Origin of the sequence: Variovorax sp. KBW07 (assembly GCF_003852515.1) — a bacterium.
GTDB lineage: Bacteria > Pseudomonadota > Gammaproteobacteria > Burkholderiales > Burkholderiaceae_C > Variovorax.
On the sequence record NZ_QAJK01000128.1, the window covers coordinates 1 to 25,119 of the forward strand.

24 protein-coding genes are annotated in these 25,119 nt (G+C 68.7%); 10 read left to right on the plus strand and 14 right to left on the minus strand.

Annotated elements, in window-relative coordinates; all coding sequences use genetic code 11:
• Positions 1–210: 210 nt before the first annotated feature.
• From pxpB to DBV14_RS24050, 4 genes are read right to left on the minus strand one after another with little or no spacing between them, the layout of a single operon-like run.
• Positions 211–873, minus strand: coding sequence for a 5-oxoprolinase subunit PxpB (gene pxpB, locus DBV14_RS24035; RefSeq protein WP_124462817.1), 663 nt, complete (start codon positions 871–873; stop codon positions 211–213).
• Between the two features lie 6 nt (positions 874–879).
• Positions 880–1,383 (minus strand): pantetheine-phosphate adenylyltransferase, encoded by a 504-nt coding sequence (gene coaD / locus DBV14_RS24040; protein WP_124462819.1) that lies wholly within the window; start codon positions 1,381–1,383, stop codon positions 880–882.
• A gap of 43 nt (positions 1,384–1,426) precedes the next feature.
• The gene (locus DBV14_RS24045; protein ID WP_124462822.1) at positions 1,427–2,077 is read right to left on the minus strand and encodes an RsmD family RNA methyltransferase; all 651 of its coding nucleotides are present in this window, start codon (positions 2,075–2,077) and stop codon (positions 1,427–1,429) included.
• Between the two features lie 37 nt (positions 2,078–2,114).
• On the minus strand, positions 2,115–2,762 hold the full coding sequence (locus DBV14_RS24050) for a LysE/ArgO family amino acid transporter (protein WP_124462824.1): 648 nt from the start codon (positions 2,760–2,762) through the stop codon (positions 2,115–2,117).
• A gap of 74 nt (positions 2,763–2,836) precedes the next feature.
• Between DBV14_RS24050 and DBV14_RS24055 the strand changes: the two genes are divergently transcribed.
• Positions 2,837–3,751 (plus strand): LysR family transcriptional regulator ArgP, encoded by a 915-nt coding sequence (locus DBV14_RS24055; RefSeq protein ID WP_124462826.1) that lies wholly within the window; start codon positions 2,837–2,839, stop codon positions 3,749–3,751.
• A gap of 46 nt (positions 3,752–3,797) precedes the next feature.
• On the opposite strand, the gene DBV14_RS24060 is transcribed toward DBV14_RS24055, so the two are convergent.
• Positions 3,798–5,168, minus strand: coding sequence for a pitrilysin family protein (locus DBV14_RS24060; RefSeq protein WP_124462828.1), 1,371 nt, complete (start codon positions 5,166–5,168; stop codon positions 3,798–3,800).
• Positions 5,169–5,182: 14 nt separating this feature from the next.
• Positions 5,183–6,634 carry a pitrilysin family protein gene (locus DBV14_RS24065; RefSeq protein ID WP_124462830.1) on the minus strand — a complete coding sequence of 484 codons (1,452 nt, stop codon included), beginning with the start codon at positions 6,632–6,634 and terminating at the stop codon, positions 5,183–5,185.
• Between the two features lie 29 nt (positions 6,635–6,663).
• On the opposite strand from DBV14_RS24065, the gene ftsY reads away from it, so the two are divergent.
• Positions 6,664–7,980: a signal recognition particle-docking protein FtsY gene (gene ftsY, locus DBV14_RS24070; protein WP_124462832.1), complete on the plus strand. Its 1,317-nt coding sequence runs from the start codon at positions 6,664–6,666 to the stop codon at positions 7,978–7,980.
• Positions 7,981–8,241: 261 nt separating this feature from the next.
• Here ftsY and DBV14_RS24075 read toward each other — a convergent pair whose 3' ends face one another.
• Positions 8,242–10,065 carry a hybrid sensor histidine kinase/response regulator gene (locus DBV14_RS24075; protein ID WP_124462834.1) on the minus strand — a complete coding sequence of 608 codons (1,824 nt, stop codon included), beginning with the start codon at positions 10,063–10,065 and terminating at the stop codon, positions 8,242–8,244.
• Positions 10,066–10,076: 11 nt separating this feature from the next.
• Positions 10,077–10,796 (minus strand): response regulator transcription factor, encoded by a 720-nt coding sequence (locus DBV14_RS24080; RefSeq protein WP_124462836.1) that lies wholly within the window; start codon positions 10,794–10,796, stop codon positions 10,077–10,079.
• Between the two features lie 187 nt (positions 10,797–10,983).
• Here DBV14_RS24080 and DBV14_RS24085 point away from each other — a divergent pair, with 187 nt between their 5' ends.
• From DBV14_RS24085 to rpoH, 8 genes are all read left to right on the plus strand, one after another.
• The gene (locus tag DBV14_RS24085) at positions 10,984–11,448 is read left to right on the plus strand and encodes a DUF962 domain-containing protein (protein ID WP_124462838.1); all 465 of its coding nucleotides are present in this window, start codon (positions 10,984–10,986) and stop codon (positions 11,446–11,448) included.
• 317 nt (positions 11,449–11,765) lie between these two features.
• Positions 11,766–13,049, plus strand: a complete 1,284-nt coding sequence (locus DBV14_RS24090; RefSeq protein WP_260397206.1) for an ABC transporter substrate-binding protein — start codon at positions 11,766–11,768, stop codon at positions 13,047–13,049.
• An 18-nt stretch (positions 13,050–13,067) separates the two neighbouring features.
• Entirely contained in the window at positions 13,068–14,876 is a 1,809-nt protein-coding gene (locus tag DBV14_RS24095) for an iron ABC transporter permease (protein ID WP_124462842.1), read from the plus strand.
• Positions 14,877–14,889: 13 nt separating this feature from the next.
• Positions 14,890–15,975: an ABC transporter ATP-binding protein gene (locus DBV14_RS24100; protein WP_124462844.1), complete on the plus strand. Its 1,086-nt coding sequence runs from the start codon at positions 14,890–14,892 to the stop codon at positions 15,973–15,975.
• Positions 15,976–15,991: 16 nt separating this feature from the next.
• On the plus strand, positions 15,992–16,870 hold the full coding sequence (locus DBV14_RS24105) for a LysR family transcriptional regulator (protein ID WP_124462846.1): 879 nt from the start codon (positions 15,992–15,994) through the stop codon (positions 16,868–16,870).
• 240 nt (positions 16,871–17,110) lie between these two features.
• Positions 17,111–18,394 (plus strand): hypothetical protein, encoded by a 1,284-nt coding sequence (locus DBV14_RS33495; RefSeq protein WP_185546109.1) that lies wholly within the window; start codon positions 17,111–17,113, stop codon positions 18,392–18,394.
• The gene (locus tag DBV14_RS24120; RefSeq protein ID WP_124462852.1) at positions 18,391–18,747 is read left to right on the plus strand and encodes a murein L,D-transpeptidase; all 357 of its coding nucleotides are present in this window, start codon (positions 18,391–18,393) and stop codon (positions 18,745–18,747) included. The genes DBV14_RS33495 and DBV14_RS24120 overlap by 4 nt, the downstream gene beginning before the upstream one ends.
• Positions 18,748–18,967: 220 nt before the next feature.
• Positions 18,968–19,909, plus strand: coding sequence for an RNA polymerase sigma factor RpoH (gene rpoH / locus DBV14_RS24125; protein ID WP_124462854.1), 942 nt, complete (start codon positions 18,968–18,970; stop codon positions 19,907–19,909).
• A gap of 47 nt (positions 19,910–19,956) precedes the next feature.
• Here rpoH and DBV14_RS24130 read toward each other — a convergent pair whose 3' ends face one another.
• From DBV14_RS24130 to DBV14_RS24155, 6 genes are read right to left on the minus strand one after another with little or no spacing between them, the layout of a single operon-like run.
• On the minus strand, positions 19,957–20,793 hold the full coding sequence (locus DBV14_RS24130; RefSeq protein WP_124462856.1) for a DNA alkylation repair protein: 837 nt from the start codon (positions 20,791–20,793) through the stop codon (positions 19,957–19,959).
• Positions 20,794–20,827: 34 nt separating this feature from the next.
• The gene (locus DBV14_RS24135; RefSeq protein WP_124462858.1) at positions 20,828–21,433 is read right to left on the minus strand and encodes an SCO family protein; all 606 of its coding nucleotides are present in this window, start codon (positions 21,431–21,433) and stop codon (positions 20,828–20,830) included.
• A gap of 16 nt (positions 21,434–21,449) precedes the next feature.
• Entirely contained in the window at positions 21,450–22,355 is a 906-nt protein-coding gene (cyoE, locus tag DBV14_RS24140) for a heme o synthase (RefSeq protein ID WP_124462860.1), read from the minus strand.
• Positions 22,352–23,569, minus strand: a complete 1,218-nt coding sequence (locus DBV14_RS24145; protein ID WP_124462862.1) for a heme A synthase — start codon at positions 23,567–23,569, stop codon at positions 22,352–22,354. The genes cyoE and DBV14_RS24145 overlap by 4 nt, the downstream gene beginning before the upstream one ends.
• A 7-nt stretch (positions 23,570–23,576) precedes the next feature.
• Entirely contained in the window at positions 23,577–24,257 is a 681-nt protein-coding gene (locus DBV14_RS24150; protein WP_124462864.1) for a hypothetical protein, read from the minus strand.
• A complete protein-coding gene (locus tag DBV14_RS24155) occupies positions 24,244–25,116 on the minus strand; it encodes an SURF1 family protein (RefSeq protein WP_124462866.1) in 873 nt (290 codons plus the stop codon). The genes DBV14_RS24150 and DBV14_RS24155 overlap by 14 nt, the downstream gene beginning before the upstream one ends.
• Positions 25,117–25,119 lie beyond the last annotated feature (3 nt).

Genomic DNA, 25,119 nt, shown 5'->3' on the forward strand with positions numbered 1-25,119 from the left:
TGGTGTACCGCTGATCAACGACCACTCTGATGACGCTCACGCGGATGGTGTGCTCTGCGCAGCGAAATAAAGGAGGAGCGAAGCGGGGGACATTCGCGGAGCAGAGCACACCGTCGGCGCGGGCGTCGCCCTGAAGAAACGAACGACAGCGCCAAATTTCAGGCCGGAACGAAGGCCCCGGTACACGTGCGCCAAAACAGGAAACGAAGTTCACACCTGCACGCTCTCGACGACAAAACGCACCCGGTCGCCAGGGCGCAGCAACGTCGGCGATTCCGCCGTGGGGTCGAACAGCGAGAGAGGCGTGCGGCCGATCAGTTGCCAGCCGCCCGGCGACACCAGCGGATAGATGCCCGTCTGCTCGCCACCGATACCGACCGAGCTTGCGGGCACCGCCGTGCGCGGTTCGGCGCGGCGCGGCGTGGCCAGCTCGGGGGGCAGGCCGCCCATGAATGCAAAGCCGGGCAAGAAGCCCAGCAGATACACCACGTACTCGCCCGCGCTGTGGCGCCGCACCACCTCGGCCGGCGTGAGCCCGGTGTGGGCCGCGACGTCGGCCAGGTCGGGGCCGTACTCGCCACCGTAGGCCACCGGAATTTCTATCTGCCGGCCTTCCACCGCATCGATGTCCAGCCTCGGCCAGATGTCTTGCACCTGCGCCGTGAGCGTGTCGAGATCGATCGCGGTCGGATCGAAGGTCAGCGTGAGGTTGTTCATGCCCGGCAGCACTTCGCCGACACCGGGCCAGCGTTGTGCCTGCGTAGCCAGGGCCCATATCTTCTGCTGCTGCGCCAGCGTGGCGGGCGCGGGCAATTCGCACAACAGCGCTGCATCGCCCAGAAGATGCAGCCGGGGCGGGGGCAAGCCGCTCATCGCGGCTTATTCACGTCCGAGGCTTCGGACCTTGGCCGCGAGCTGCTGCTCCACGTTCGGCGAGACGAACTTGTTGACCTCGCCGCCGAGCATCGCGATCTCGCGCACGAAGGTGCTGGAGATGAACTGGTACTTGTCGCTCGGCGTCAGGAACACGGTCTCGACGTCGGGCATCAGCGAGCGGTTCATGCCCGCGAGCTGGAACTCGTAGTCGAAGTCGGTCACGGCGCGCAGGCCGCGCACCATGGCCTTGCCGCCGCGCGCCACGACGAAGTCGCGCAGCAGGCCGGAGAAGCTCTCGACCGTGACCTGGTCGCTGTAGGGCTTGACCGCATCGCGGGCCATGTCCATGCGTTCGGAGAGCGTGAAGAGCGCCTTCTTGTGGTGGCCCGCCGCAACCGCGACGATCACCTTGGAGAAGAGCTGGGTTGCGCGCCGCACCACGTCCTCGTGACCGAGGGTGATGGGGTCGAAAGTGCCGGGATAAACCGCGATCACGTTGCTGGCCATGGTTGCTTCTTCCTCATGCAGCCGATGCGGCTTGTTCGGCGGATTATGCAGTCCCGTCAGCGGCAAGCCGCAGCAGGTGGGCATGCACGGCGCCGGCTTTCAGGTAACGGAAACCGACAAGGCCGAAGGCGCCGAGTTCTTCGTCGCTCCAGCGGCGCGGAGCCTCCAGGTACACGGCGCCGCCAGGGCGCAGCGCGCGTGCGGCCGCGCGCAGCGACGGCTCGTAGAGCGCGGTGCTCTCGAAAGGCGGATCGAGGAACACGGCATGCAGGCTGCCGGCCGTCACGCGCTCCAGGGCGGTGACGCCGTTGCCGCGCTCGATGCGCACGGCCTCGGCCGACAGCTTGGTCTTTGCGGCCTGGAGCTGCGCGACCAGCGCGGGGTCTTGCTCGCACAGCACCACGTTGGCCGCGCCGCGCGAGGCGGCTTCCAGGCCCAGCGCACCGGTGCCCGCGAAGGCATCGACGCAGTGCCATCCGGGCAGCTCGCCGCCACCGGCGCCGGCCAGGCTCGCGAGCCAGTTGAACAGGGTTTCGCGCACGCGGTCGGGCGTGGGGCGCAGGCCGGGCTTGTCGGCCACCGACAGGCGGGTGCGCTTCCATTGGCCGCCGATGATGCGCACCTCGTTCGGTGGTTTCGACGCGCGCTTGGCGGGCAAGGGACGGGAGGGAGCTGCGGCTTTCTTCTGGGGCATGCGGCGAGCTTAACGCCGCCGCGCGCGCCGCACTTCGTCAAAGCCCGGTGAGGGCGCGCCGGGCCAGCATGGCGGCCAGCACGAGCATGGTGCCGCCGATCAGCGCATCGAGCATCTGCCAGGCCCGCGGACGCGCGAACACCGGGGCGAGCAGCCGCGCGCCATAGCCCAGCGCGGTGAACCAGAGCGCGCTCGCCACCGACGCGCCCGCCACGAACCAGACCTTGAGCGAGCCCCCGTACTGCGCGCCGGCGCTACCCACCAGCAGCACCGTGTCGAGGTAGACATGCGGGTTCAGCAGCGTGAAGCCGGCGGCCTGCGCCACCACGGCCGCACGCGAAAGCGACGTGCCCTGCGCGCTCGTTTGCAGCGCACCCGGCTGGCGCGAGCGCCACAGCGCCCTCAGCCCGTAGGCGCACAGGAACGCCGCCCCGAGCCCCGCGAGTGCGGTGGCCAGCATCGGCCGCCCTTTCAGCGCCTGCGCCATGCCGGCCACGCCGGCGCCGATCAGCACTGCGTCGCTGGCGGCGCAGAACAGCACCACCGCGCTCACATGCTCGCGCCGCAGCCCCTGGCGCAGCACGTACGCGTTCTGCGCGCCGATGGCGACGATGAGCACAAGGCTCATGAAGAGCCCGTTGAGGAAGGCGGCGGAAGAAGAAGCGATGGCGATTTCGGCTGGCATGGCGCTAGCTTGCCGTTCGCCTGCAATTCAATCAAACTAAACTTTCTAACTTCAATTCAGTTTTACTTCATTCCATGTTCGACTACGCCGCTCTCAATGCCCTGGCCGCCGTGGTGCGCGAAGGCAGCTTCGAGCGCGCGGCCCGCGCGCTGAACGTCACGCCCTCGGCGGTGTCGCAGCGCGTGAAGGCGCTGGAAGAGCGCGTCGGCGGCGCGCTGCTGGTGCGTGCCCAGCCCTGTGTCGCCACGGAGGCGGGGCTGCAGCTGTGCCGGCACATCGAGCGCGTGGGCATGCTGGAACACGAGCTGCGCGACGCCCTGCCCGCCCTGGGCATGGGCGGCGGCGAAGCGAGCGAGCGGGTCACGGTGCGGGTGGCGGTCAACGCCGACAGCCTGGCAACGTGGTTCATTGCCGCCGCCGCAGCCTTCGCGACACAGGAAGAAGGGGCGCTGCTCGACCTCACCGTCGACGACCAGGACCACACGGCCGAGCGGCTGCGCAGCGGCGCGGTGCTGGCGGCCGTGACAGCGCTGGCCCAGCCGGTGGCGGGCTGCAACAGCGAGCCGTTGGGCACAACGCACTACGTGGCGGCGGCAAGCCCCGGTTTCGTGAAGCGGCATTTCGGGAAGAAAGGCGTGGGCGCCCGCACGCTGGCGAACGCGCCCAGCCTGGTGTTCGACCGCAAGGACCGCCTGCAGGCGCGCTGGGTGCGCCGCATCTGCCATCGCAATGTCGAGACGCCACGGCACTGGGTGCCCTCGCCGACGGCGTTCGTCGAAGCGGCCTGTGCCGGCATGGGCTGGGGCATGCACCCGGCCAGCATGGTGGCCGATGCGCTGCGCGAGGGGCGGCTGGTCGAGCTGGTGCCGGGCTCGACGCTGCCGGTGCCGCTGTACTGGCAGCAGGCGCGCGCGGCGCCTAGGTTGCTCAGGACACTGGGGGAAGCCGTGCGGGCGGCCGCCACCAGCGGCCCGCACGCGCTGGCCTGACGGCGGGCGCAGCCGGGCCGGCCAGCGCCGCCCCGCGCCACGTCCCTCAGTTGCTCTTCTTGCCCGCGGCTTCCTTGCCGCCCACCACCACCGTCACCATGCGTGCCGGCTGCAGCTTGCGCGCAAAGGCGGCCTTGATCTCGGCCGCCGTGACCGCGTTCATGCGCGTGGTCCAGGTGTCGAGGTAGTCGAGCGGCAGGTCGTGCCAGGCGATGTTGGCGACGTTGCCGATCAGCTTGCGGTTGCTGTCGAGCAGCAGCGGGAAGCCGCCGATCAGGTTGTCCTTGGCGGCCTTCAGTTCGCTGGCGGTCGGGCCCTCGGCCACGAACTTCGCGAGCACCTCGCGCGACATCTTCACGGCCTCCTCGGCCTGGTCGGGCCGGGTCTGGAAGCCGATGCGGAACGCGCCCGCGTCGAGCCCCGGCGCAAAGCCGCTGTAGATGCTGTAAGTCAGCCCCCGCTTCTCGCGCACTTCATTGGTCAGGCGCGAGACAAAACCGCCGCCGCCCAGCACATAGTTGCCCAGCGTGAGCGCGAAGTGGTCCGGGTCCTTGCGCGGATAGCCCGGCTGGCCGATGAAGACATGGGCCTGCGCCGAGTCGAACGGAATGCGCTCGTCCTTCGGCGCCGACAGCTCGGCCACCGGCGCGATCGCCGGCAGCGGCGTGCAGGCTTCGGGGCCGGGCAGGCGCGACAGCAGCGTGGCGGCGATGGTCTCGGCCTCGGCGCGCGTGACGGCGCCCACGATGCTCAGCTTGGCGCGGCACGGCACCATGAGCTGCTGGTAGCGCTGGCGCATGGCGGCCGTGTCGATGCGCGCCAGCGTGGCCTCGGTGACTTCCTGGCCGTAGGGGTGCATGCCGTACACCGCCTGGGCGAACGCGCGGCCCGCGATGGTCGCGGGCTTGGTGTTGGCCTCCTTGATGGCGGCGTTGATGCGTTCGCGCTCGCGCTGCCACACGTCGTCGGGAAAGGCCGGCTCGCCGAGTTCGCGCGAGGCCAGCGCCACCGCCTTGTTCAGCAACGCCGGGTCGGACAGCGTGCGCAGCGAATAGCTGGTGCGGTCGGTGCCGGCGCTTACGTCGAAGCTGGCACCCAGGTCGGCCCAGGCTTCGCCCAGGGCGTTCTGGTCGAGCGCGGGCTCGCCGTTCTTGCCGGCGCGCACGCCCTTCTCGACCATGGTCGCCGTGGTGCTGGCCAGGCCGGCCTGCGGTGCCGGGTCACGCCGGCTGCCGGCGTCGAAATCGACCTGCACGTCGACGATGGGCAGTGCGTTGGTCGACACCAAGTAGATCTTGGCGCCGTTGGCCAGCGTCCAGTGCTGGATGGGCAGCGCGGCCTGCGCGCTGGTCATGCCGGCGATGGCCGTCACGCCCGTGAACAGGGCGCACTGCGCCATCTTTTTAAGAGTTTTCATGAGATCGGGTTCTTTCAGCGCAGTTCGCCTGCGGGCGCCGCGAAGCCACGGCCACGCTTGGCTTCAGGCGGCAGGGGACGCAGCGTGGCGACCGTGAGCTGGTCGTCGCCGAAGTACTTGGCGGCCACCGCCTGCACCTGGGCGGCGGTGACGGATTGCAGCCGCGCGACGATGCGCTCGCTGGCGTCGAGCGGCAGGCCCTGGATCCAGTTGCTGCCGAGTTCGCGCGCCTGCGCCATCACCGAGTCGCGCTTGTAGGTTTCGCTGGCCACCCACTGGGTCTTGACGCGGGCCAGTTCGGCCTCGCCCACGCCGTCCTTGGCAACGCGCGCCACCTGGGCGCGCAGCGCGGCTTCGACCGCCTCGGCGGTCTTGCCCGCGGCGGGCACGCCCTCGAGCACGAAGAGCTGCGGACCGCGGCCCACGAAACCCGAATACGCGCCGGCCGAATCGGCCACGCGGTCGGGGCCTTGCGTCAGCGCACGGTCGAGCCGGGCGCCGGCATAGCCGTCGAGCACGGCCGACAGCACCACCAGTGCCCAGGCGTCGCTGTTCACGTCGTCGATGTTCGCCAGTTGCGGCACGCGGTAGGCCAGCGACACATAGGCCTGCTCGGCCGGGGCCTTGAATTCGATGCGGCGGATGCCGCGCTGGGCGGGCTCGGTGCGCGGCTTGCGCACGGGCACGGCGCGCGAGGGGATGCGGCCGTAGTATTTTTCGGCCATGGCGCGCACCTGGGCCACGTCGACATCGCCGGCCACCACCAGCACGGCGTTGGCGGGCACGTACCAGCGCTTGAAGAACTCGCGCGCGTCGTCGGGCGTCATGGCGTCCAGATCGCTCATCCAGCCGACCACCGGTCGGTGGTAGGGCGAAGCGGTGAAGACGGCGGCGTTCTGCTGCTCCCCGAGCAGTGCGCGCGGCTGGTCTTCGGTGCGCAGGCGGCGCTCTTCCTTGACGACCTCGATCTCGCGCTTGAACTCGTCGTCGGGCCACTGGTTGTTGGCAAAGCGGTCCGATTCGAGCTTCATCACCTGCTCGAGGCTGCCCACCGGAATCTGCTGGTAGTAGCCGGTGTAGTCGCGCGTGGTGAAGGCGTTTTCCTGGCCGCCGAGCTGCGCCACGCGGCGCGAGAACTCGCCCGGCTTGATGTCCTTGCTGCCCTTGAACATCATGTGTTCGAGCGCATGGGCCACGCCGGAGACGCCATCGACCTCGTCCATCGAGCCGACACGGACCCAGACCATCTGCACCGCGGTGGGCGCTCGCCGGTCGGGCTGCACGATCAATGTCATGCCGTTGGCAAGGGTGAATTGCTGGGGGCCCGGCGCGGCCGCGGTGGCGGCGGAGGAAGATGCGGCGGGAGCCGGTGTGGACTGGGCCTGCGCAGGCATGGCCCATGACGCCGTGAGCGCCACCGCCAGCACCGCACCAGACGCAGCACTGCGTGGCGAGAGGTGTTTCATAGAATGGGTCGGATTGTAAAAAGCTCCTGATGTTCAGTTTCTTCAAGAAAAAACCGCCTGCCGAAACCCCCGACACGCCGGCGCCCACCCCGCCGGCCGCGCCAGCCCCTGCCCCGGAGCCCGCGCCCACACGCTCGGTGTTCTCGCCTTCGAGCTGGTTCGGCGCGAAGCCGGCGGCGGAAGAAGCCCCTGCGGCGCCTGCGCCCGCTCCGGCCCCCGCGCCGACGCCAGCACCCGCTCCCGCGCCGGTCGCGGCACCCACGCCGGTTGTGGCGCCTGCCCCAGCCCCGACCCCGACCGTGGTGCCTGCGCCGGTACAGGTGCCGGTCGTGCCGGCCCATGCGCCGGCTCCGACGCCCGCCCCGGTATTCGTTCCGCCTCCCCCGCCGCCCGCGCCCGCCCCGGCACCGGTCCCCGCGCCCGTCGCGGCGCCCCCCGTCGCCGCCGAGCGCAAGAGCTGGTTCGACAAGCTCAAGACCGGCCTGCGCAAGACCGGCACCGGCATCCAGGCTGTGTTCGTCAACGCGCAGATCGACGACGCGCTGTATGAAGAGCTCGAATCGGCCCTGCTGATGGCCGACACCGGCGTCAAGGCCACCGAATACCTGCTCGACGACCTGAAGGTGCGGGTCAAGCGCCAGATGGCCACCGACGCCGCCCAGGTCAAGCTGCTGCTGGCCGATGCCATCACCGACCTGCTCAAGCCGCTCGAAAAGCCACTGGTCATCGGCCAGTTCACGCCGACCGTGATCATGGTGGCCGGCGTCAACGGCGCGGGCAAGACCACCTCCATCGGCAAGCTCACCAAGCACCTGGCCACCGAAGGCGCCTCCGTGCTGCTGGCCGCGGCCGACACCTTCCGGGCGGCGGCGCGCGAGCAACTGCTGGTCTGGGCCGACCGCAACACCGTCGAGATCGTCAGCAACGAGGGCGGCGACCCTTCCGCCGTGAGCTTCGACGCGGTGAACGCCGGCAAGGCGCGCGGCAAGGACGTGGTGCTGGTCGACACCGCCGGCCGCCTGCCCACGCAGCTTCACCTGATGGACGAGCTGAAGAAGATCAAGCGCGTGGTCACCAAGGCCGACGCCACGGCGCCGCACGAAGTGCTGCTGGTCATCGACGGCAACACCGGGCAGAACGCGCTGGCGCAGGTCAAGGCCTTCGACGAGACGCTGGGGCTCACGGGCCTGATCGTCACCAAGCTCGACGGCACGGCCAAGGGCGGCGTGCTGTGCGCCATTGCGCGCGAGCGGCCGATTCCGGTGTACTTCATCGGCGTGGGCGAGAAGCTCGAAGACCTCGAGACCTTCAACGCCCGCGAGTTCGCGCAGGCGCTGCTCGGATAAACAAAAACGGCCCCGGCTTTCGCCGGGACCGTTTCGCTTTTTTCTCTCTCCCTTTTTCTCTTCGTCTACTTGCCGCCGGTGCGCGCGCCGACGGCAAGCGCCAGCGCCGCCGCGGTCACGGCGATCAGCCGGGACACGGCTGCGGCCATGTCGTAGGCCTTGGGTGGTCGGTTCATGGAAATTCGAAAGCCTGCGAAGACGCAATGCAGCGAAGGTAAGGCGTGAAGCGCACGCTCACCAGTGCCGAAAGTCATGGCCTGCCTATCTGGCGAGCGCGACCTCGGCCATCGCCTGCAGCAGCGAGTCGGCCACCACCGGCTTGAACAACACCGGCACCTTCGATTCGCGCACCCGCTGCAAGCGCTCTGGCGCTGTCTCGCCGGTGATCAGCAGCAGCGGTGTCGCAGCACCCTGCTCCCCGTTCCTCTCTCCCTGCAATTGCTGGCTGAGGCGCAGGCCCGCATCGAGCCCGTCGGCGCCATCGGCCAGCCGGTAGTCGCACACCAGAAGGTCGAAGGGCCGGCCTTCGATGCTGGCCTGCCGCAGCGCAGCGGCGGCACCGGCCTCGTCGGCCACGGCATGGGCGTCGATGGCATGGGAGCGCAGCAGCCCCGTCATGGCTTCGCGGATTTCCAGTTCGTCGTCGAGCAGTAGCACGCGCCCCGGCAATGCGGGCCGGCCCTGCGGCTGGCGCTCGTTCCCGGCAGCCTCGATGGCGGCAGCCCGCGGAAACGGTCCGGCCAGCACGTTGGCCTGCGCGCTGGCCGCCGGCAGCACCACGCGAAAGTGCGTGCCCCGCCCCGGCCGCGAGTGCATCTGCACCGGATGCCCCAGCAGCCGCGACAACCGCTGCACGATCGACAGGCCGATGCCCAGGCCGCGCGAACGGTCGCGGCCCGGATTGTTGATCTGGTAGAACTCCTCGAAGATCCGGTGCGACTGCTCCGGCGCAATGCCGATGCCGCTGTCGCGCACCTCGATCCACACCGCATCGCCACGGTCGCGCGCCGTGACCGTGACGCCGCCGCGCGCGGTGTACTTGAGCGCGTTGTCCATCAGGTTCGACAGCAGGCGATGCAGCAGTTGCGGGTCGCTGCGCACCCACAGGCCGCTGGCGCGCACGCGCAGCTGCAGTTGCTTCTGCTCGGCGCGCGCCGAGAAGGTGTGGTTGAGCGGCAGGAACAGCGCGTCCAGCTGCACCGGTTGCGGCACCGGCGTGATCACCCCGGCATCGAGGCGCGACACGTCGAGCATGGTGTCGAGCGAAGCGCCCAGCGCATTCACCGCGCGCATCAGGCGCTCGGCGTTGCGGCCCTCGGGGCGGTCGCGCAGCTCGTTCTCGAGCGCGGCACCGAACAGCGCAATGGCGTGCAGCGGCTGGCGCAGGTCATGGCTGGCGGTGCCCAGGAAGCGGGTCTTTTCTTCGCTGGCGCGCTCGGTGGCGGCGATCTGCTCGCCCAGCCGCGCGGCGAGCGCCTCGTTCTCGAAACGCAGCATCAGCGATTCGGTGAGCAGCTTGTGCTGGCCGATGCCCGCGTGCAGGGTCAGCAGCAGGTAGGCGGCGCCGGCCGCCGCCAGGAACAGGTGCAGGCCGTCGCCCTGCCACGCCAGCGCGGTGATCATGCCCAGCGACATCGGCATGGTGTAGCCGAACAGCGCGGCCTTCAGTGGCCAGAGCGACTGCGCCGCGCGCGCGCAGCTGCCCACGATGACGGCCATCAGCAGCGAGGTCATGGCCATGTTGTCGTGCGGCACGATGAGCCAGGGCACAACCGCCGTGACCATGCTCACCAGCGTGACCATGCGCGAGATCTTCCGCGCCCAGTACGAGCTTTCCTGCGCGGGCCTCGACGGGTTCCAGCGCGGCGTGAAGAACACGTAGATGTCGGCCATCAGCAACCCGGCCAGCCAGAACAGCAGGCTCGGGTCTTTCAGCTGCGAATAGATGATGCTGCCGAACACCACCACGAAGGCCATGTGGGTCAGCGTCGACGCGCCGTAGGTGGCGTAGACCGAGGCCACGTGCTCGCGCAGCACCCGCTGTCCGAGCAGGTGGTCGGCGGACGGCTGAGCGTTCGACGCCACGGCCGGCCCGTTCAATGCAGGGTGCTGATCAACTGGGCGCGCGAACGCATGCCGAACAGCAGCAGGATGGTCGAGACGTGGTTCTTCACCGTGCCCTCGCTCAGGTTGGCGAGCTGGGCAATTTCCTTGTTGGCCTTGCCTTCGAGCACCCACTGCAGAACCTGCATCTGGCGCGGCGTGAGCTCCTGCCAGGCGCTGGCATGCGCAAACTCCGCATAGCCCGAGAGCGACTTCGAGGCGGCGCGCGGCGGCGGTGGCGCCGCGCCGGGGTCGAGCAGGCCGCAGGCTCGGATGAAGCTCACCACCTCCTTCAGGTCGGCCGACTTGGGCAGGAAGGCGCTGGCGCCGAGCGCGAGCACGCCTTGCGCCAGCGTGCTGTTGCCGGTGCCCGAAAGCACCACGATGCGCGCGGCGGGAAAACGCAGGCGGAACTCGGCCAGGCCGCTCAGCCCGCGCGTGTCGGGCAGCGCCAGGTCGAGCAGCACGAGCCCGATGGACGCCTGGTGGGTTTCGTACAGCGCCAGCGCATCGGCGACGTTGCCGGCCTCGAAGACCTCGATCTGCGCACCGGACGAAGTGGCCTGCGCCTGCACCAGCGCGCAGACGCCGAGGCGAAGCAGGTCGTGGTCGTCCACGACGAGGATGGCGGTCGCCGCGCGCGCGGGGGGAGCAGCGTCCGCGGCGGTGGACGAGGGCGTGGAAGGCGTGGAAGAAGGGTCGTAGGAAGCCACGCGCTGGATCTTAGCGGCGCATCGGGATGGCGACAGTGCCCTAAGTCATGGCAAAGCTCATGGCGAAACGGGGCCGATGTAGCCCTTCGGTACTCGTTGATTGCGCTTGCCATGCCGCTTTGCAGTGGGCACCATCGCCACCATCACGTACACACCGCCGCATCGAACGGCGCACCGGAGACCTGCCATGACGCACACAGCCGCCGCCCCGTTGGCATCGAGCGACCGCAAGGTCGACCGCCTGCTCGCCCACTACGAAGAGAGCCACCGCAACCCAGCCAACGAGCTGATCCACTTCGTGGCCATCCCGGCCATCATGCTGAGCATCGTCGGGCTGCTGTTCGCGATCCACCCGTGGGTGGCCTATGTGTTCGTGGCGGCCAGCCTCGTCTACTACGCACTGCTGCGCGCCCCGGCGTTTCTCCTGACGATGCTGGTGCTGACCGCGCTGGCCCTTGCGCTGGTGCATGCGATGGGCGGGCTGGTGCTGCCGGTGTCGGCGGCCATCTTCGTGGTGGCCTGGATCTTCCAGTTCGTCGGCCACAAGCTGGAGGGCAAGAAGCCCTCGTTCTTCGAAGACATCCAGTACCTGTGGGTCGGTCCGCTCTTCGTGCTGTCGAAGCTGTTCCTGAAGCTCGGCATCCGCTGGTAGGTTTTCTTCGGCCACCCCGCACACCGGGGCCGAAACGCAATTCGCGCCGGCCGCTCCGGCTCCCCACGCGCGGGAGCGTGCGCACGCCCCTCGCCCGGGTGAACCCTTAGGCCTGATGGAGCGCATCACGTTTTCTGATTGGAACTCGTGGGGGGTGTCATGCACGATGCCAGCCGGCAAGCCGAAGCACTCGCCATGAAGCGCGCGGCCTGTTGCACCTGCCCCCGACGGGCAGCACAAAACCAATGGAGACATCAATGCCACACCGCTTCTTCAAGCTCCGCGCCGCCGCGCTCTCGTTTTCGCTGGCCGCCTGCATGGCGGGTGCCGCGCAGGCCGGCACCGTCACCGTGGTCACGTCGTTCCCCAAGGAGCTGACGCAGGCCTACAAGGTGGCGTTCGAGAAGGCCAACCCGGGCATCAAGCTGGAAATACTGAACAAGAGCACGGTGCAGGGCATTTCCTATGTGCGCGAGCTTCCGGTGGGCCAGCGGCCCGACATCTTCTGGGCCTCGGCCCCCGATGCCTTCGAGGTGCTGGCCGGCCAGAAGCTGCTGGAGAACGTGGCGGCGCAGGCCAACAAGGCCGTGCCCGAGAAGGTCGGCAACTACCCCATCAACAACCCGCAGGGCCTGTACCTGGGGCAGGCGCTGGCGGGCTACGGCCTGATGTGGAACACCCGCTACATGGCCGCCAACAAGCTGCCCGCGCCGGCCCAGTGGAGCGACCTGATGAAGCCGGTGTACTTCGGCCATGCGGCCATGAGCGCGCCCTCGCGCTCGGGCACCACGCACCTGACCGTCGAGACGCTGCTGCAGGGCGAAGGCTGGGACAAGGGCTGGAACCAGCTGCTGCAGATTTCGGGCAACAGCGCGGCCATTACCGAGCGCAGCTTCGGCGTGCCCGATGGCGTGAACAACGGGCAGTTCGGCATCGGCCTGGTGATCGACTTCTTCGGCCTGGCCGGCAAGTTCTCGGGCTTTCCGGTGGAGTTCGTCTACCCCGACGTGACGGCCGTGGTGCCAGCCAACATCGGCCTCATCAGCGGCAGCAAGAACCCAGAGGAGGCGCGCAAGTTCATCGCCTACAGCGTGTCGACCGAAGGCCAGCTGCTGCTGCTTGACCCGAAGATCTCGCGGCTGCCGGTGCTGCCGCCATCGGCGCTGGGCGGAAAGGTGCCGCCCGCGTACCCGAACCCGTTCGAGATCGCCAAGCGGGCCAAGGTGCACTTCGACTCCGACCTGTCCGAAGCCCGCTACAACGTGGTGTCTTCGATGTTCGACCAGACCATCACCTTCCGCCACAAGGAGCTGAAGGCCGCCACCAAGGCGATCCACGACGCCACCGCGGCACTGGCCAAAAAGCCAAACGCTCAAGGACAAGCCTTGCTGAAGCAGGCGCGCGACCTGGCCTTCACGCCGCTGGTGGGCACGTCGATGGCCAACGACAAGGAGTTCCTGGCGCTGTTCACCTCCAACAAGAAAGACGCGGCCTCGAACAAGCAGGTCACCGGCCTGGAAGACCGCTGGAACACCCAGGCGCGCGACAACTACGAACGCGCCCGGGGCTTCGCCGAACAGGCGCTGGCCACCGCCCGCTGACCGACACGGGAACCACACATGTCCACAACGACCGCCGGCACCGCGCCGGCCGCGCCAGGCTGGCGCTTGTTTTCCGGCAACGTGCGGCCCGGCGCATGGCTGGCCGGCGCCTTGGTGCTCGGCTTTCTCCTGCTCTTCCTGGTGCTGCCGGTGGGGCGGGTTTTCTACACGGCCTTCGTCGATGCCGACGGCGGCCTGACCTTCGGCCACTTCGGCGCCTTCTTCGACCAGGGGCTGATGCGCGAATCGTTCTTCAACAGCCTGTTCGTGGCCACCGCGTCGGCGCTGTTCGCGGCACTGATCGCGGTGCCGCTGGCCTACTTCACGGTGCGCTTCCAGTTTCGCGGCGCGATGCTGATCCAGACGCTGGGCGTGCTTCCGCTGATCATGCCGCCCTTCGTGGGGGCGGCGGCCATGCAGCTGATCTTCGGGCGCTCGGGCTCGCTGAACCTGCTGCTGAACGAGCACTTCGGCGTCACGCTGCCCATCATGGAAGGGCTCAACGGCGTGATCTTCGTGGAGGCCATCCACTACTTTCCGTTCATCCTGATGAACCTGACGGTGGCGCTGCGCAACATCGACGGCGCCATGGAAGAAGCGGCGCTGAACCTCGGCTGCACCGGCTGGCGCCTGTTCTGGCGCGTGATCTTTCCGCTCGCCATGCCGGGCTTCGTGGCCGGCGCCTCGCTGGTGTTCGTGAAGGTGTTCGACGACCTGGGCACGCCGCTGGTGCTGGGCCAGACCAACATGCTGGCGCCGCAGGCCTACCTGCGCATCACGCAGGTGGGGCTGGAAGACCCGCTGGGCTACGTCATCAGCGTGATCATGATCGTGTTCTCGATCACCGCGATGGCGCTGTCGGCGCGCATGCTGGCCGGCAAGGACTACTCGACAATCCAGAAGGGCGGCGCCAGCATCGCCAAGCGACAGCTGTCGCCGCTGGGCTCGTTCGCGGCCTACGGCTGGATCTTCCTGGTGCTGCTGATCGTGCTGAGCCCGCACCTGGGCGTGCTGCTGCTGTCGCTGGCCCAGGTGTGGAGCTTCTCGCCGCTGCCTGACGCCTACACGCTGGCGCACTACGAGACCGTGTTCCACGACGCGGGCGGCATGATGAAGAACACGCTGCTGTACTGCGGCCTGGCCGCGGGCCTGGACGTGCTGCTGGGCGTGACCATCGCCTACCTGATGCTGCGCACCACGCTGCCGGCGCGCAAGTGGCTCGACTGGATTGCCACGGCCTCGCTGGCGGTGCCGGGCATCGTGCTGGCCATCGGCTACCTGCGGCTGTTCAAGGGCGTCACGGTGCCGGGCACCGACACGCTGCTGACCAGCACCTGGATCGTGATCATGCTGGCCTACGCGGTGCGCCGCCTGCCCTACGCGTTGCGCTCCTGCGTGGCCGCGCTGCAGCAGATCCACGTGTCGCTGGAAGAAGCGGCCGAGAGCCTGGGCGCCACCAAGATGCGCACCATCCAGCGCGTGCTGGTGCCGCTGATGGCGGGCGGCATCCTGGCCGGCTTCGTCACCAGCTTCATCACGGCGGCGGTGGAACTGTCGGCCACCATTTTGCTGTCGTCGGCCGAGTCGCAGGCGCCCATGAGCTACGGCATCTACCTGTACATGCAGAGCGTGGCCGGCCGCGGGCCGGGCGCCGCGCTGGGCGTGCTGGCGATCGCGGTGGTGGCACTGGGCACGTACCTGTCGCACGTGGTGGTCGAGCGCACCGGCAGGCGGCTCGCCGAGCGGCCGGTCGACGAGGCGCTGCCCCCTCTTCCCGCAATGCCCACGACGCCCCTGCCCGCCACCGCCCCGGCGGTCAAGATCTGAAACAAGGCCCTCCATGAAAAAAGTACCCGTCCAGTGCCGCAACGTGCGGCTCGCCTACGGCGCGACCGAAGTCCTGAAAGACGTCAACATCGACGTCGAGCCCGGCGAGTTCTTCGCCCTGCTCGGGCCCTCGGGCTCGGGCAAGTCGACCCTGCTGCGCCTGATTGCCGGCTTCAACCGCCACCAGCACGGCGAAGTGCTGATCGACGGCAAGGACGTGAGCAACAAGGCGCCGTGGGAACGCAACGTCGGCATGGTGTTCCAGAGCTATGCGCTGTGGCCGCACATGTCGGTGTGGGACAACGTGGCCTTCGGGCTGGTCGAGCGCAAGGCGCCCAAGGCCGTCATCAAGGAGAAGGTGACGGCCGCGCTCGAACTGGTGGGGCTGATGCAATACGCGCAGCGCCGCCCGAGCCAGCTGTCGGGCGGCCAGCAGCAGCGCGTGGCGCTGGCCCGCACCATCGTCATCGAGCCGCAGGTGCTGCTGCTCGACGAGCCGCTGTCCAACCTCGACAAGACCCTGCGCGTGCAGATGCGCCAGGAGCTGCTGGCCATGCAGCGCCGCCTGGGGCTGACCACCATCTTCGTCACGCACGACCAGGAAGAGGCCATGACCACGGCCGACCGCATGGCCGTGCTCGACAAGGGCGTGGTGCAGCAGGTCGGCGCGCCGGCCACGCTGTACGACTACCCGGTGAACACCTTCGTGGCGAACTTCGTGGGCACCATGAACCTGCTCGAAGGCAAGGTGCGCTCGCGGCGCGGCGACACGCTGTCGCTGGACGTCGACGGCGTGGGCGAGCTGCACTTTCCGCTGCCATCCGACGCGCCGGAGGCCGACACCATCCAGGTCAGCTTCAGGCCGCACTCGCTGCGCGTGGACGTGGCCGACGCCGCGCACGACGCCCGCTACGTGTGGGTGCCGGGCACGGTGGAGGCCAGCGAGTTCCTGGGCGAGTTCACGCGGTACCGCGTGCGCGTGGGCCACCAGAACCTGGCGGTCGACCACCCGCACCACATGGGGCTGTCGAAGTTTCCGGTCGGCGGCGCGGTGAGCCTCGGCATCGAGCCTTCGCAAGTGCGCATGTTCGGCGCCTGACGACGCGCCGACGCCGATGGAACTGCACCAGATCCGCGCCTTCGTGGCGGTGGCGCGCGTGGGCAACGTGACGCGGGCGGCCGACGCGCTGTGCGTCACGCAGCCCGCCGTCACCGCGCAGATCAAGGGCCTGGAATCCAGCCTTGGCGTGGCCCTGTTCGACCGCACCGGCGGACGCATGACGCTCACGCGCGCCGGCGACCGGTTGCTGCCGCAGGCCGAAGCGCTGCTGAGCGCCGCCAGTGAGTTGAAGGGCGCGGCGCGCAACATGCAGGGCGAGCTCAGCGGGCGCATCGACCTGGGCTTGCCGGGCGAGTCGCCCGAGTTCCTGCGCACGGGCAGCCTGTCGGTCGCGGTGCAACGCAGCCTGCCGCTGGTGGAGCTGCACACGCGCACCCATGCGGTGGGCCACTTGCTGGACCAGGTGCGCGGCGGCGGGCTGGCGGGCGCCTTCACCATCGGCGTGCATCCGCCGCGCGACCTGCAGTGGATTGCGCTGCGCTCGGTCTGCTACCGCATCGCCTTTCCGCCGCGGATGGCGGCCGAAATGCAGCGCGGCGGCTGGCGCGTGCTGGCCGGGCTGCCGTGGGTGGACGGCACGGCGGAGTCGCACGTGCACCAGATGCTGCGAGGCCTGTTCGAGCAGCAGGGGCTGGCGCCCAATGTCGTGATGCGCAGCGACGACACCAGCTCGCTGGAAACCTTCGTGCGCGCCGGCAGCGCCTGCGCCCTGCTGCGCGAGGAAGTCGCCGTACCGGGCGTGGAACGCGGCGACTGGGTGGTGTGGGGCCACGCCCGCGTGGACGCCCAGCTGTACTTCAGCAGCGCGGCGGAACGCGCGAGCGACCCGCTGGTCGTGGCGCTGGCTTCGGCGGTTCAGTCGGTCTGGGCCTGAGCGCCGGGCCTTCCCGGCCCTTCAGACTGGCTGCCACGCAGGCGGCCGGGCCTTGCGCCGGTCGGCGGGGTCCTACCCAGCCCCCAGGCAAGTGAGCACTGTTTCACGACCAAATAGACAATTTTTGTAAACATTAGTTTTCAAGAACTAGTTCCTTTTGGCATTTGGTCTGCGTTCATACAGTCCACCTCCTCAGCCAACGGTGCGTCGATCCCGATGCGCTTTTATCCAGGGGGTGACATGAACTTCGGTTTAAGGATTTCCAAGGCATGGCAGCGGTCGCTGATGGCGTCCGGTTTTTTGGTCGGCCTGTGCGTGTCGGCGCAGGCGCAGACCCAATGCCCGCCGGGCGTCACGAGTTGCACGGTCCAGACATCGGGCGGAGACCCGACGGTACCGAGCAGCGCGACCAACACGACCACCACGTCGTCGCAGTCGGGTGTCAGCAGCGCGTCGAACGCGAGCGGCAACAGCATCAACCCGAGCTTCGACAACCGGGCCCAGACCTCGCAGAACGCGACCAACAACACGACGGGCACGATCAGCGGCGGCAACACCACCAGCAGCGCCACGGGCGGCTCTGCCACAGGCGGCTCGGCCACGGGCAACCTGTCGACCAACGACAACCGCTCGTCGGTCGGCAACACCAGCGCCAGCAACGGGCCGCAGACCATCGGCAACCTGACGACCGGGCCGAGCACGTCGAGCGTCGGGCCGACGTCCAGCAACAGCGGCGGCAACACGCTGGGCGGCGCGACGGCAACCACGGGGAACAACACCAACAGCAACACGGCCGCCGGGGGCGCGGGTGGCGCAGGCGGGGCTGGCGGTGCCGGGGGCCAGGGCGGCGCGGGCGGAACGGCTTCGGCGTCGGGGACCAACACCGGCACGAACACGGGCACCAACACGAGCGCCAACCGCAACGCATCGACATCGTCGAGCGCGCAGAACGCCAGCACGCGCTCGGGCTCCGACGTGCAGGTCGATGCAGCCGACCGCTCCGTCACCAGCAACAGCTACGTCTCGAAGACCATCTTCGTGCCGGCCATCGTGCCACCCACCCCGCCCAGCAGCCTGGCGGTGGGCAACATCGTGAAGGAAACCAGCGCCTGCGGGCCCCTGCAGCACGTGGTGAAGCGCCCGGTCGCGGGCACCTTCATCGGCCTGTTCTCCGAGAGCAAGGTCGACCAGGGCTACACCGACGAGCTGGAAAGCTACGTGGGCCCGAATGGCGAGGTCGAGGAATACATGCAGCGCCCCGCGCCCGGCGGCGGCTATGTGCTGCTGGGGCACCAGGTCTCGATGTACACGGCCATCATCGGGGTGTCGGGGGCGCGGAACCTGGCACTGGGCGGCGGCGGTTCGCAAGGCAGCTGGGGACAGGGCGGCACCGGCACCAGCTCGGCGAACCAGCAACTGGTGACGACCATCCAGCTGCGCCTGTGCGAAGTCGGCCGCTACGTGCCCGAGCGGGTGGCGATGAAGGCCCCGCCCCTGCCGATCATCGAAAGGCCGGCGGAATGATCGACGTCGTCGTCAGCCTCGGCATGGCGACCATCTGCTTCGCCGGCCAGTGCCATCCGGCACTGATCGGCGCGCAGACGCCCACCGGGCAGTTCCCCATCGTGCACGCGCAAGTGCTGGACCCGGCCTACGGCGGGGATGTGCTGGCCTACGCCCGCCGCAAGGACGGCAGGCCGCTGGCCATCCACCGGGTGTGGACCCAGCTTCCCCAACAGCACCGCGTCGAGCGGCTGGCCAGCGCCAGGGCGGCCGAGCGGCGAGGCGTGACGGGCGGCTGCATCAACGTCATGCCCGACGTGTTCGAGAAGCTGGTGGATTGCTGCAGCAACCAGATGCTGCGGATCCAGCCCTAGCGGGTTGACCATAATTCACACACAAATGTGACTAAATGCAAAATCGAACGCTTCCCGGGGCCTGGGCGCAACTGAAGCGCCCGCCGGGAGTCTGTATGGAACTGCCTGCCAGGCAACCCAAGACTGCGGCTATCGCCGCGATAGAAACTCAAGGGAACCCTTGGTTTAGCACTCCCTCTAACCGAGTGCTAATATGGCCAACACTAAGGAGTTTCCCCTGATGACAACGCTGTCTGGAGTCTCTGCCAACCAGCTGGCCGTCGCCAATCCATGGTCGATGGTCCCCCCGCTGGGCAACCTGGATGCCTACATTTCGGCTGCCAACCGCTTGCCGCTGCTCACGCTCGAAGAAGAGCAGGGCTTCGCTCGCAAGTTGCGCGACCAGAACGACCTCGACGCCGCCGGCGCGCTGATCCTGTCGCACCTGCGCCTGGTCGTCTCCATTTCCCGCCAGTACCTGGGCTACGGGCTGCCGCACGGTGACCTGATCCAGGAAGGCAACGTGGGCCTCATGAAGGCCGTGAAGCGTTTCGACCCCGACCAGGGCGTGCGGCTGGTGAGCTACGCCATGCACTGGATCAAGGCCGAAATCCACGAGTACATCCTGAAGAACTGGCGCATGGTCAAGGTCGCGACGACCAAGGCCCAGCGCAAGCTGTTCTTCAACCTGCGGTCCATGAAGCAGGGTTTCAAGGCCGACTCGGCCGCGTCCGACAACGGCACGCACCGTGAAACGCTGAGCCCCGACGAGGTGTCGCAAATGGCGACCCGGCTCAACGTCAAGCCTGAAGAAGTGCTCGAAATGGAAACCCGCCTGTCGGGCGGCGACGTGCTGCTCGATCCGGGTCCTTCGGATGACGGCGACGAAGGCTTCGGCCCGATCGCCTACCTGGCCGACGCCACGCAGGAACCCACCGCACTGCTCGAATCGCAGCAGCGCGACCGCCTGTCAAGCGACGGCATCGCCACGGCGCTCGAAGCGCTGGACGACCGCAGCCGCCGCATCGTCGAAGAGCGCTGGCTGAAGGTCAACGACGACGGTTCGGGCGGCATGACGCTGCACGACCTGGCCGCCGTATACGGCGTGAGCGCCGAGCGCATTCGCCAGATCGAAGTCGCAGCCATGAAGAAGATGAAGAAGGCGCTCGCGGACTACGCGTAAGCCTCTCCCCTCTTCCAGAAACAAAAGCCCGGCACTGCCGGGCTTTTTCATTTGGTGAGCGTGCGCAGCGCCCGCTTGGCGATGTAGCGGGTCTCGGCCGTGTCCGACTCCGCCACCCAGCGCGCGCAGAGCTTGTCGACCCACTCGCCCTGGCTCTTGCTGGCGTCGTTGAGCCAGTTCGCGACCGAGTTCTGCACATAGCGGCTGGGGTCGGCACGCAGCGGCTCGAGCAGCGGCAGCGCGCGCCAGGGCTCGGTCTTGAGCGCTTCGATCTGCGCGCACCACACGCCGCGCGGGCGCGTGAGTTCGCTGGCAAAGCGGCGGACGTTGGGGTCGGCATCGGCCACCCACGGCTGCAGCAGCGCCAACGCTTCGTCGAGCGAGGCGATGACCGCGTCGCGCACCGCCATCCAGGCGATTTCGCGCACGCCGAAATGCGGGTCGGCGGCAAAGCGCCGCACCGCCTCCAACTGTGCCGGCAGCGGCAAGCCCGAGAGCGTGACCCACTGCGCGGCCCAGCAGCGCGCCACGTCGCTCGCGTGCGTGGCCAGCCGGTGGGCGACGGCATCGCGCTCGGCATGCAGCGCGGCCATGTCGTAGAGCGCGCGCGAAATGTGCCCGTGCCGCTGCATCGGCTTGAAGGCGCTGAGCATCGCCAGCGTGTCGACCAGCCGCTCGCTCCCGACGTCCAGGCCGATGTGCCCCGCCACGCTGCGCGCGAGCTGCGGCAGCTCCAGCGCCATGAATTCATTGAGGTTGACGGTTTCGAGCAGGCCGTCGTTGAGCGCGCGCAGCACCTCGGGCGGAATGAGCGCGATGCGAAAGGCGCCCTTGCGCGCTTTCAGGTGATCGACCGATGCGGCCACGTCGATTGAAATTGCCATTTCGGCGGCCTTCGCGTTCATGTGGGGGACCGGCTCAGGAAGCCAGCAGCGCCTTGACGTCCGACACCATGGTCGGCACGCCCGCGCCGTAGCGCGCGTAAAGCCGCAACCGGCCCTGGGTGTCGTAGATGTAGCTCGCGGCCGAGTGATCCATCGAGTAGCTGGTCGGCGTCTTGCCGTCGACCTTCTTGTAGTAGACCTTGAAGTCCTTCGCGACCGCCGCCAGTTCGTCGGCCGTGGGAATGAGCGCCACGAAGCTCGGATCGAACGCGCCCATGTAGGCCTTCAGCACTTCGGGCGTGTCGCGCGCGGGGTCGACCGTGAGAAACAGCACCTGCAGCTTGTCGGCGTCCTTGCCCAGCTGCTGCTTGACCTGCGCCATCTCGGTCATGGTGGTCGGGCACACGTCGGGGCACTGCGCATAGCCGAAGAACAGCACCACCACCTTGCCCTTGAAGTCGGCCATGGTGCGGACCTTGCCGTCGGCGTCTTTCAGCGAGAAGTCTTTCGCGTAGTCGGCCCCCGTGATGTCGACCGCATTGAAGCTCTGCTTGTTTTCCTTGCATGCCGAAAGCCCCAGGCCCAGAGCCATCGCACCCGCGGTTCCGGCGATCAGTTTGAGAGCGTTGCGCTTGTTCATGGGAGCGGGATTCAATTCAATGGAGATAGTGGTCGACGAGCAGCGCCAGGAACAGCACGCTCAGGTGGATCAGCGAAAACCGGAAGGTCTTGCGCGCCAGCGTGTCGGAGTAGTTGCGCCACAGCGCGAACGCATAGCCGGTGAAGCCGATGCTCACGGCCACGGCCACCGCCAGGTACAGCCAGCCGCTCATGCCGTAGATGAACGGCATCAGGCAGGCCGCGAACAGGATGAAGGTGTACAGCAGCACCTGCAGCCGCGTGAACTCGTTGCCGTGCGTCACGGGCAGCATCGGCAGGCCGGCCTTGCGGTAGTCCTCCACGCGGTACAGCGCCAGCGCCCAGAAGTGCGGCGGCGTCCACAGGAAGATGATCAGAAACAGAATGAGCGCCTCGGGGCCGACGTCGCCCGTCATCGCGGCCCATCCCAGCACTGGCGGCATGGCGCCCGAAGCGCCGCCGATCACGATGTTCTGCGGTGTCAGCGGCTTGAGGATCACGGTGTAGATCACCGCGTAGCCCACGAAGGTGGCAAAGGTCAGCCACATGGTGAGCGGGTTCACCGTGAACCACAGCAGCGCCGAGCCCACCGCGCACAGCAGCGCCGAGAACACCAGCGCCTGGGTGTCGCTCAGCTGCCCGCGCGCCGTGGGGCGCCAGGCGGTGCGCTTCATCTTGGCGTCGATGCCCTTCTCGACCAGGCAATTGAACGCCGCCGCCGCGCCCGCCACCAGCCAGATGCCGATGCAGGCCAGCACGCCGCGCTGCACGTCGGCCCACGAGGGCAGCCCGGGAACCGCCAGCACCATGCCGATCAGCGCGCAGAACACGATCAGCTGCACCACGCGCGGCTTGGTCAGCGCGTAGAACTGGCGCAGCACATTCGCGGTGCTGGTCTGCTGAACGGGGATCGGGGTGCTCACGCGGTGGCTTTCTTCGGATTGGGGGTGGCGCGTGCATTGTCGTCGGCGCGCGCCGCCACGGTGGATGTGGCTTCTCGGCGGCTTTCGCACAGCGCCCAGGTCAGCACCACGGCCAGCGCCGCGGCACCGCCGGTGTGCAGCACGGCCGCGGCCAGCGGCCAGCCGAGCAGCACGTTGCCCAGGCCGGTGGCCAGCTGCAGCAGCGCCAGCCCGGCGAGCCAGTGCGCCTGCGGGCGCAGCGGCCCGATGCGGCGCATGCGCCACGCCAGCAGGCCCAGCGCCACGAACACGGCATAGGCCATGAGCCGGTGCGCGTAGTGAATGGCGGTGAGCGCGGAAAAGTCGAGCGGCTGGCCGTCGCCGGTCACGCCCAGGTGGCGCCAGATCTCGAAGCCCTGCGCGAAATTCATCGCCGGCCACCAGCTGTCCTGGCAGGTCGGGAACTGCGTGCAGGCCAGCACCGCGTAGTTGGTGCTGACCCAGCCGCCCATGGCGATCTGCAGCACGAGCAGCACGCTGGTCACGATGAGCCCGTTGCGCAGCGCGGGCGACACGGGCGTGGGCTGCCTCTGTGCAGCGGCCTGCCGGTAGTGCACGGCCTGGATGCAAAGCAGCGCCAGCAGCACCACGGCGCCGAGCAGGTGCAGCGTGACGATGGCGGGGAACAGCTTCCAGGTCACCGTGAGCGCACCGAAGGCGCCCTGCAGGCACACCCAGACCAGCGTGAAGGCCGGCCACCAGGCGCTCAGCGTGGCGTGGTGCTCGCTCTTCCCGGAAGGCACCGGCATGCGCCGCTGGCGGCGGCGCACGATCCAGGTCGCACCGGCCAGGGTCAGGATCAGCACGCCGACACCCGTTGCCAGGTAGCGGTGAACCATCTCGACCCATGCCTTGCCGTGCGTGACCGGGCCCGTCGGCTGGGCGCTCTGCGCCATCGCGATCTCGTGCCGCGCGCCATGCGGGCTGGCATTGCCATAGCAGCCGGGCCAGTCGGGGCAGCCAAGACCGGAATCGGTCAGCCGGGTGAAGGCGCCGAACAGCGTGAGGTCGAAGGTCAGGAACAGCGTGAGCACGGTCAGCGCATGCAGCCGCCGCGCCGGGCCTGCGCCGGCATTGCGGCGCCACACCCACAGCAGCGGGCCGAGCGCGATCAGCACGCCGGCCGCCATGAGCCAGGCGATGGGTGTGAGGTCGTACAGCGAACTGGTGTCCATGGGCAGGTCAGCGGCCGGGCTCGTCCCACGACGACGAGGCGCGCAGCAGGCGGTCGATGTCGCGCTTGGCGCGGCCTGCACCGGCGGCATCCATGCGGGCCGGGAAACGCATCATCCAGTTGCCCATCGGATCGACCACGAAGAGGTGCTCGGCCAGCGTGTGACCCGACACCGGCGCCAGCCATCTGGCCAGTTGGTCGGCCGGCACGCGCAGCACGGTGGCGCCATGCAGGCCGTTGTTCAGGCGCTCGGGCACGGGCGCGGCGTCGCTCACGAGCCAGACGCGGTCCATGCGGTCTTTTTCGCGCCCGAGGCTTTCGCGCAGTTGGCGCTGCAGGTACAGCTGCTGTTCGCACAGCGCATCGCACGCCGCATCGGCCACGGCAACCAGCAACCACTGGCCCTTCAGCGTGGCGATGTCGACGGGCGCGCCGTTGCGGTCGGTGGCGGTGAGCTTCGGCAGTTCGCGCTGCGGATCGATCAGCTCGCCGTACACGCTGCGGCCTTCGGGCCGGATCACGTAGTAGGTGAAGTACGAGGCAATGACGGGCGCCGCGCACATCAGCATCACGGCGATCATCTTCCAGCGCCCGACCACCGTGCGCCGGCCTTCGGCGCCGTCGAGAGCCTGGTTGGGCGACGGCATCGAATGCACCGTCAGGCCCAGCGGCTCGTCAGAAGCGGCCATCGCGTGCGCGGCGCCTTGAGCGGCGGAAGGGGGAGATGAATTGGAACCAGACATAGAGGATGACGACGAGGGCCGAAAGGCCGAACCACTGGAATGCGTAACCGTAGTGCCTCTCCAGGCCCAGCGCCGGGGCCGGCCAGTCGCGCTGCAGGCCCTCGGAAGCCGGCCCGCCCTGCTGCAGCGACACATCGGTTCGCAGCGGCAGCTTGGTCTCGGCACGGAAGGCCTCCAGGTCGAGATTTTGCCGGATGGGAGAAGACCCCTCGGCGGCCGGTGCCGGGGCCGGGGCACCCGCGGCGGGCGCCGGGGCTGGCGTCTCGGCGGTGGCCGGCGCGGATGCCGGTGCCGGCGTGGGCGTTCCCAGTTCGAGCAGGTGGCTCGGCGGCGGCTCGATCAGGCCCGTGACCTCGACGATGCCGGCCGGCGTCTCGACATCGCCCAGCTTCGTGCGGTCGACGAAATTGCGCTGCACCCAGCCGCGCTGGACCATCACCGCCTGCTCGCTGCCTTCGAGCGCGAATGGCGTCATCACGTAGAAGCCGGGCACGCCGTGCATCTGGCGGTTGTCCAGGTAGACGGTTTGCGTGGGCAGCCACAGGCCGCGCAGGCGCACCGGGCGGTGCAGCGAATCGGAGGCTTTTTCGAGCGCCAGGAATTCGGCCTGGGTCAGCGGCGGCTTCTGCTTCTGGGCGTCGATGCTGGCCTGCAGCGATTCTTTCTGGGCGGCGCGCGACAGCTGCCAGCGGCCCAGCGACACGGTGGCGGCGAGCGTCAATACGGTCGCGATGGTGAGGAGCCAGAAGCGGCCGGAACCGCCGCGGGAGCGCCGTTCTTCGGGGTACAGGGGTTCGGGAGTCACTGG

Coding starts and splice junctions, on each gene's coding strand:
- pxpB (WP_124462817.1), bottom strand. CDS start 873: ATGAGCGGCTTGCCCCCGCCCCGGCTGCATCTTCTGGGCGATGCAGCG.
- coaD (WP_124462819.1), bottom strand. CDS start 1,383: ATGGCCAGCAACGTGATCGCGGTTTATCCCGGCACTTTCGACCCCATC.
- DBV14_RS24045 (WP_124462822.1), bottom strand. CDS start 2,077: ATGCCCCAGAAGAAAGCCGCAGCTCCCTCCCGTCCCTTGCCCGCCAAG.
- DBV14_RS24050 (WP_124462824.1), bottom strand. CDS start 2,762: ATGCCAGCCGAAATCGCCATCGCTTCTTCTTCCGCCGCCTTCCTCAAC.
- DBV14_RS24055 (WP_124462826.1), top strand. CDS start 2,837: ATGTTCGACTACGCCGCTCTCAATGCCCTGGCCGCCGTGGTGCGCGAA.
- DBV14_RS24060 (WP_124462828.1), bottom strand. CDS start 5,168: ATGAAAACTCTTAAAAAGATGGCGCAGTGCGCCCTGTTCACGGGCGTG.
- DBV14_RS24065 (WP_124462830.1), bottom strand. CDS start 6,634: ATGAAACACCTCTCGCCACGCAGTGCTGCGTCTGGTGCGGTGCTGGCG.
- ftsY (WP_124462832.1), top strand. CDS start 6,664: ATGTTCAGTTTCTTCAAGAAAAAACCGCCTGCCGAAACCCCCGACACG.
- DBV14_RS24085 (WP_124462838.1), top strand. CDS start 10,984: ATGACGCACACAGCCGCCGCCCCGTTGGCATCGAGCGACCGCAAGGTC.
- DBV14_RS24090 (WP_260397206.1), top strand. CDS start 11,766: ATGGCGGGTGCCGCGCAGGCCGGCACCGTCACCGTGGTCACGTCGTTC.
- DBV14_RS24095 (WP_124462842.1), top strand. CDS start 13,068: ATGTCCACAACGACCGCCGGCACCGCGCCGGCCGCGCCAGGCTGGCGC.
- DBV14_RS24100 (WP_124462844.1), top strand. CDS start 14,890: ATGAAAAAAGTACCCGTCCAGTGCCGCAACGTGCGGCTCGCCTACGGC.
- DBV14_RS24105 (WP_124462846.1), top strand. CDS start 15,992: ATGGAACTGCACCAGATCCGCGCCTTCGTGGCGGTGGCGCGCGTGGGC.
- DBV14_RS33495 (WP_185546109.1), top strand. CDS start 17,111: ATGAACTTCGGTTTAAGGATTTCCAAGGCATGGCAGCGGTCGCTGATG.
- DBV14_RS24120 (WP_124462852.1), top strand. CDS start 18,391: ATGATCGACGTCGTCGTCAGCCTCGGCATGGCGACCATCTGCTTCGCC.
- rpoH (WP_124462854.1), top strand. CDS start 18,968: ATGACAACGCTGTCTGGAGTCTCTGCCAACCAGCTGGCCGTCGCCAAT.
- DBV14_RS24130 (WP_124462856.1), bottom strand. CDS start 20,793: ATGGCAATTTCAATCGACGTGGCCGCATCGGTCGATCACCTGAAAGCG.
- DBV14_RS24135 (WP_124462858.1), bottom strand. CDS start 21,433: ATGAACAAGCGCAACGCTCTCAAACTGATCGCCGGAACCGCGGGTGCG.
- DBV14_RS24145 (WP_124462862.1), bottom strand. CDS start 23,569: ATGGACACCAGTTCGCTGTACGACCTCACACCCATCGCCTGGCTCATG.
- DBV14_RS24150 (WP_124462864.1), bottom strand. CDS start 24,257: ATGGCCGCTTCTGACGAGCCGCTGGGCCTGACGGTGCATTCGATGCCG.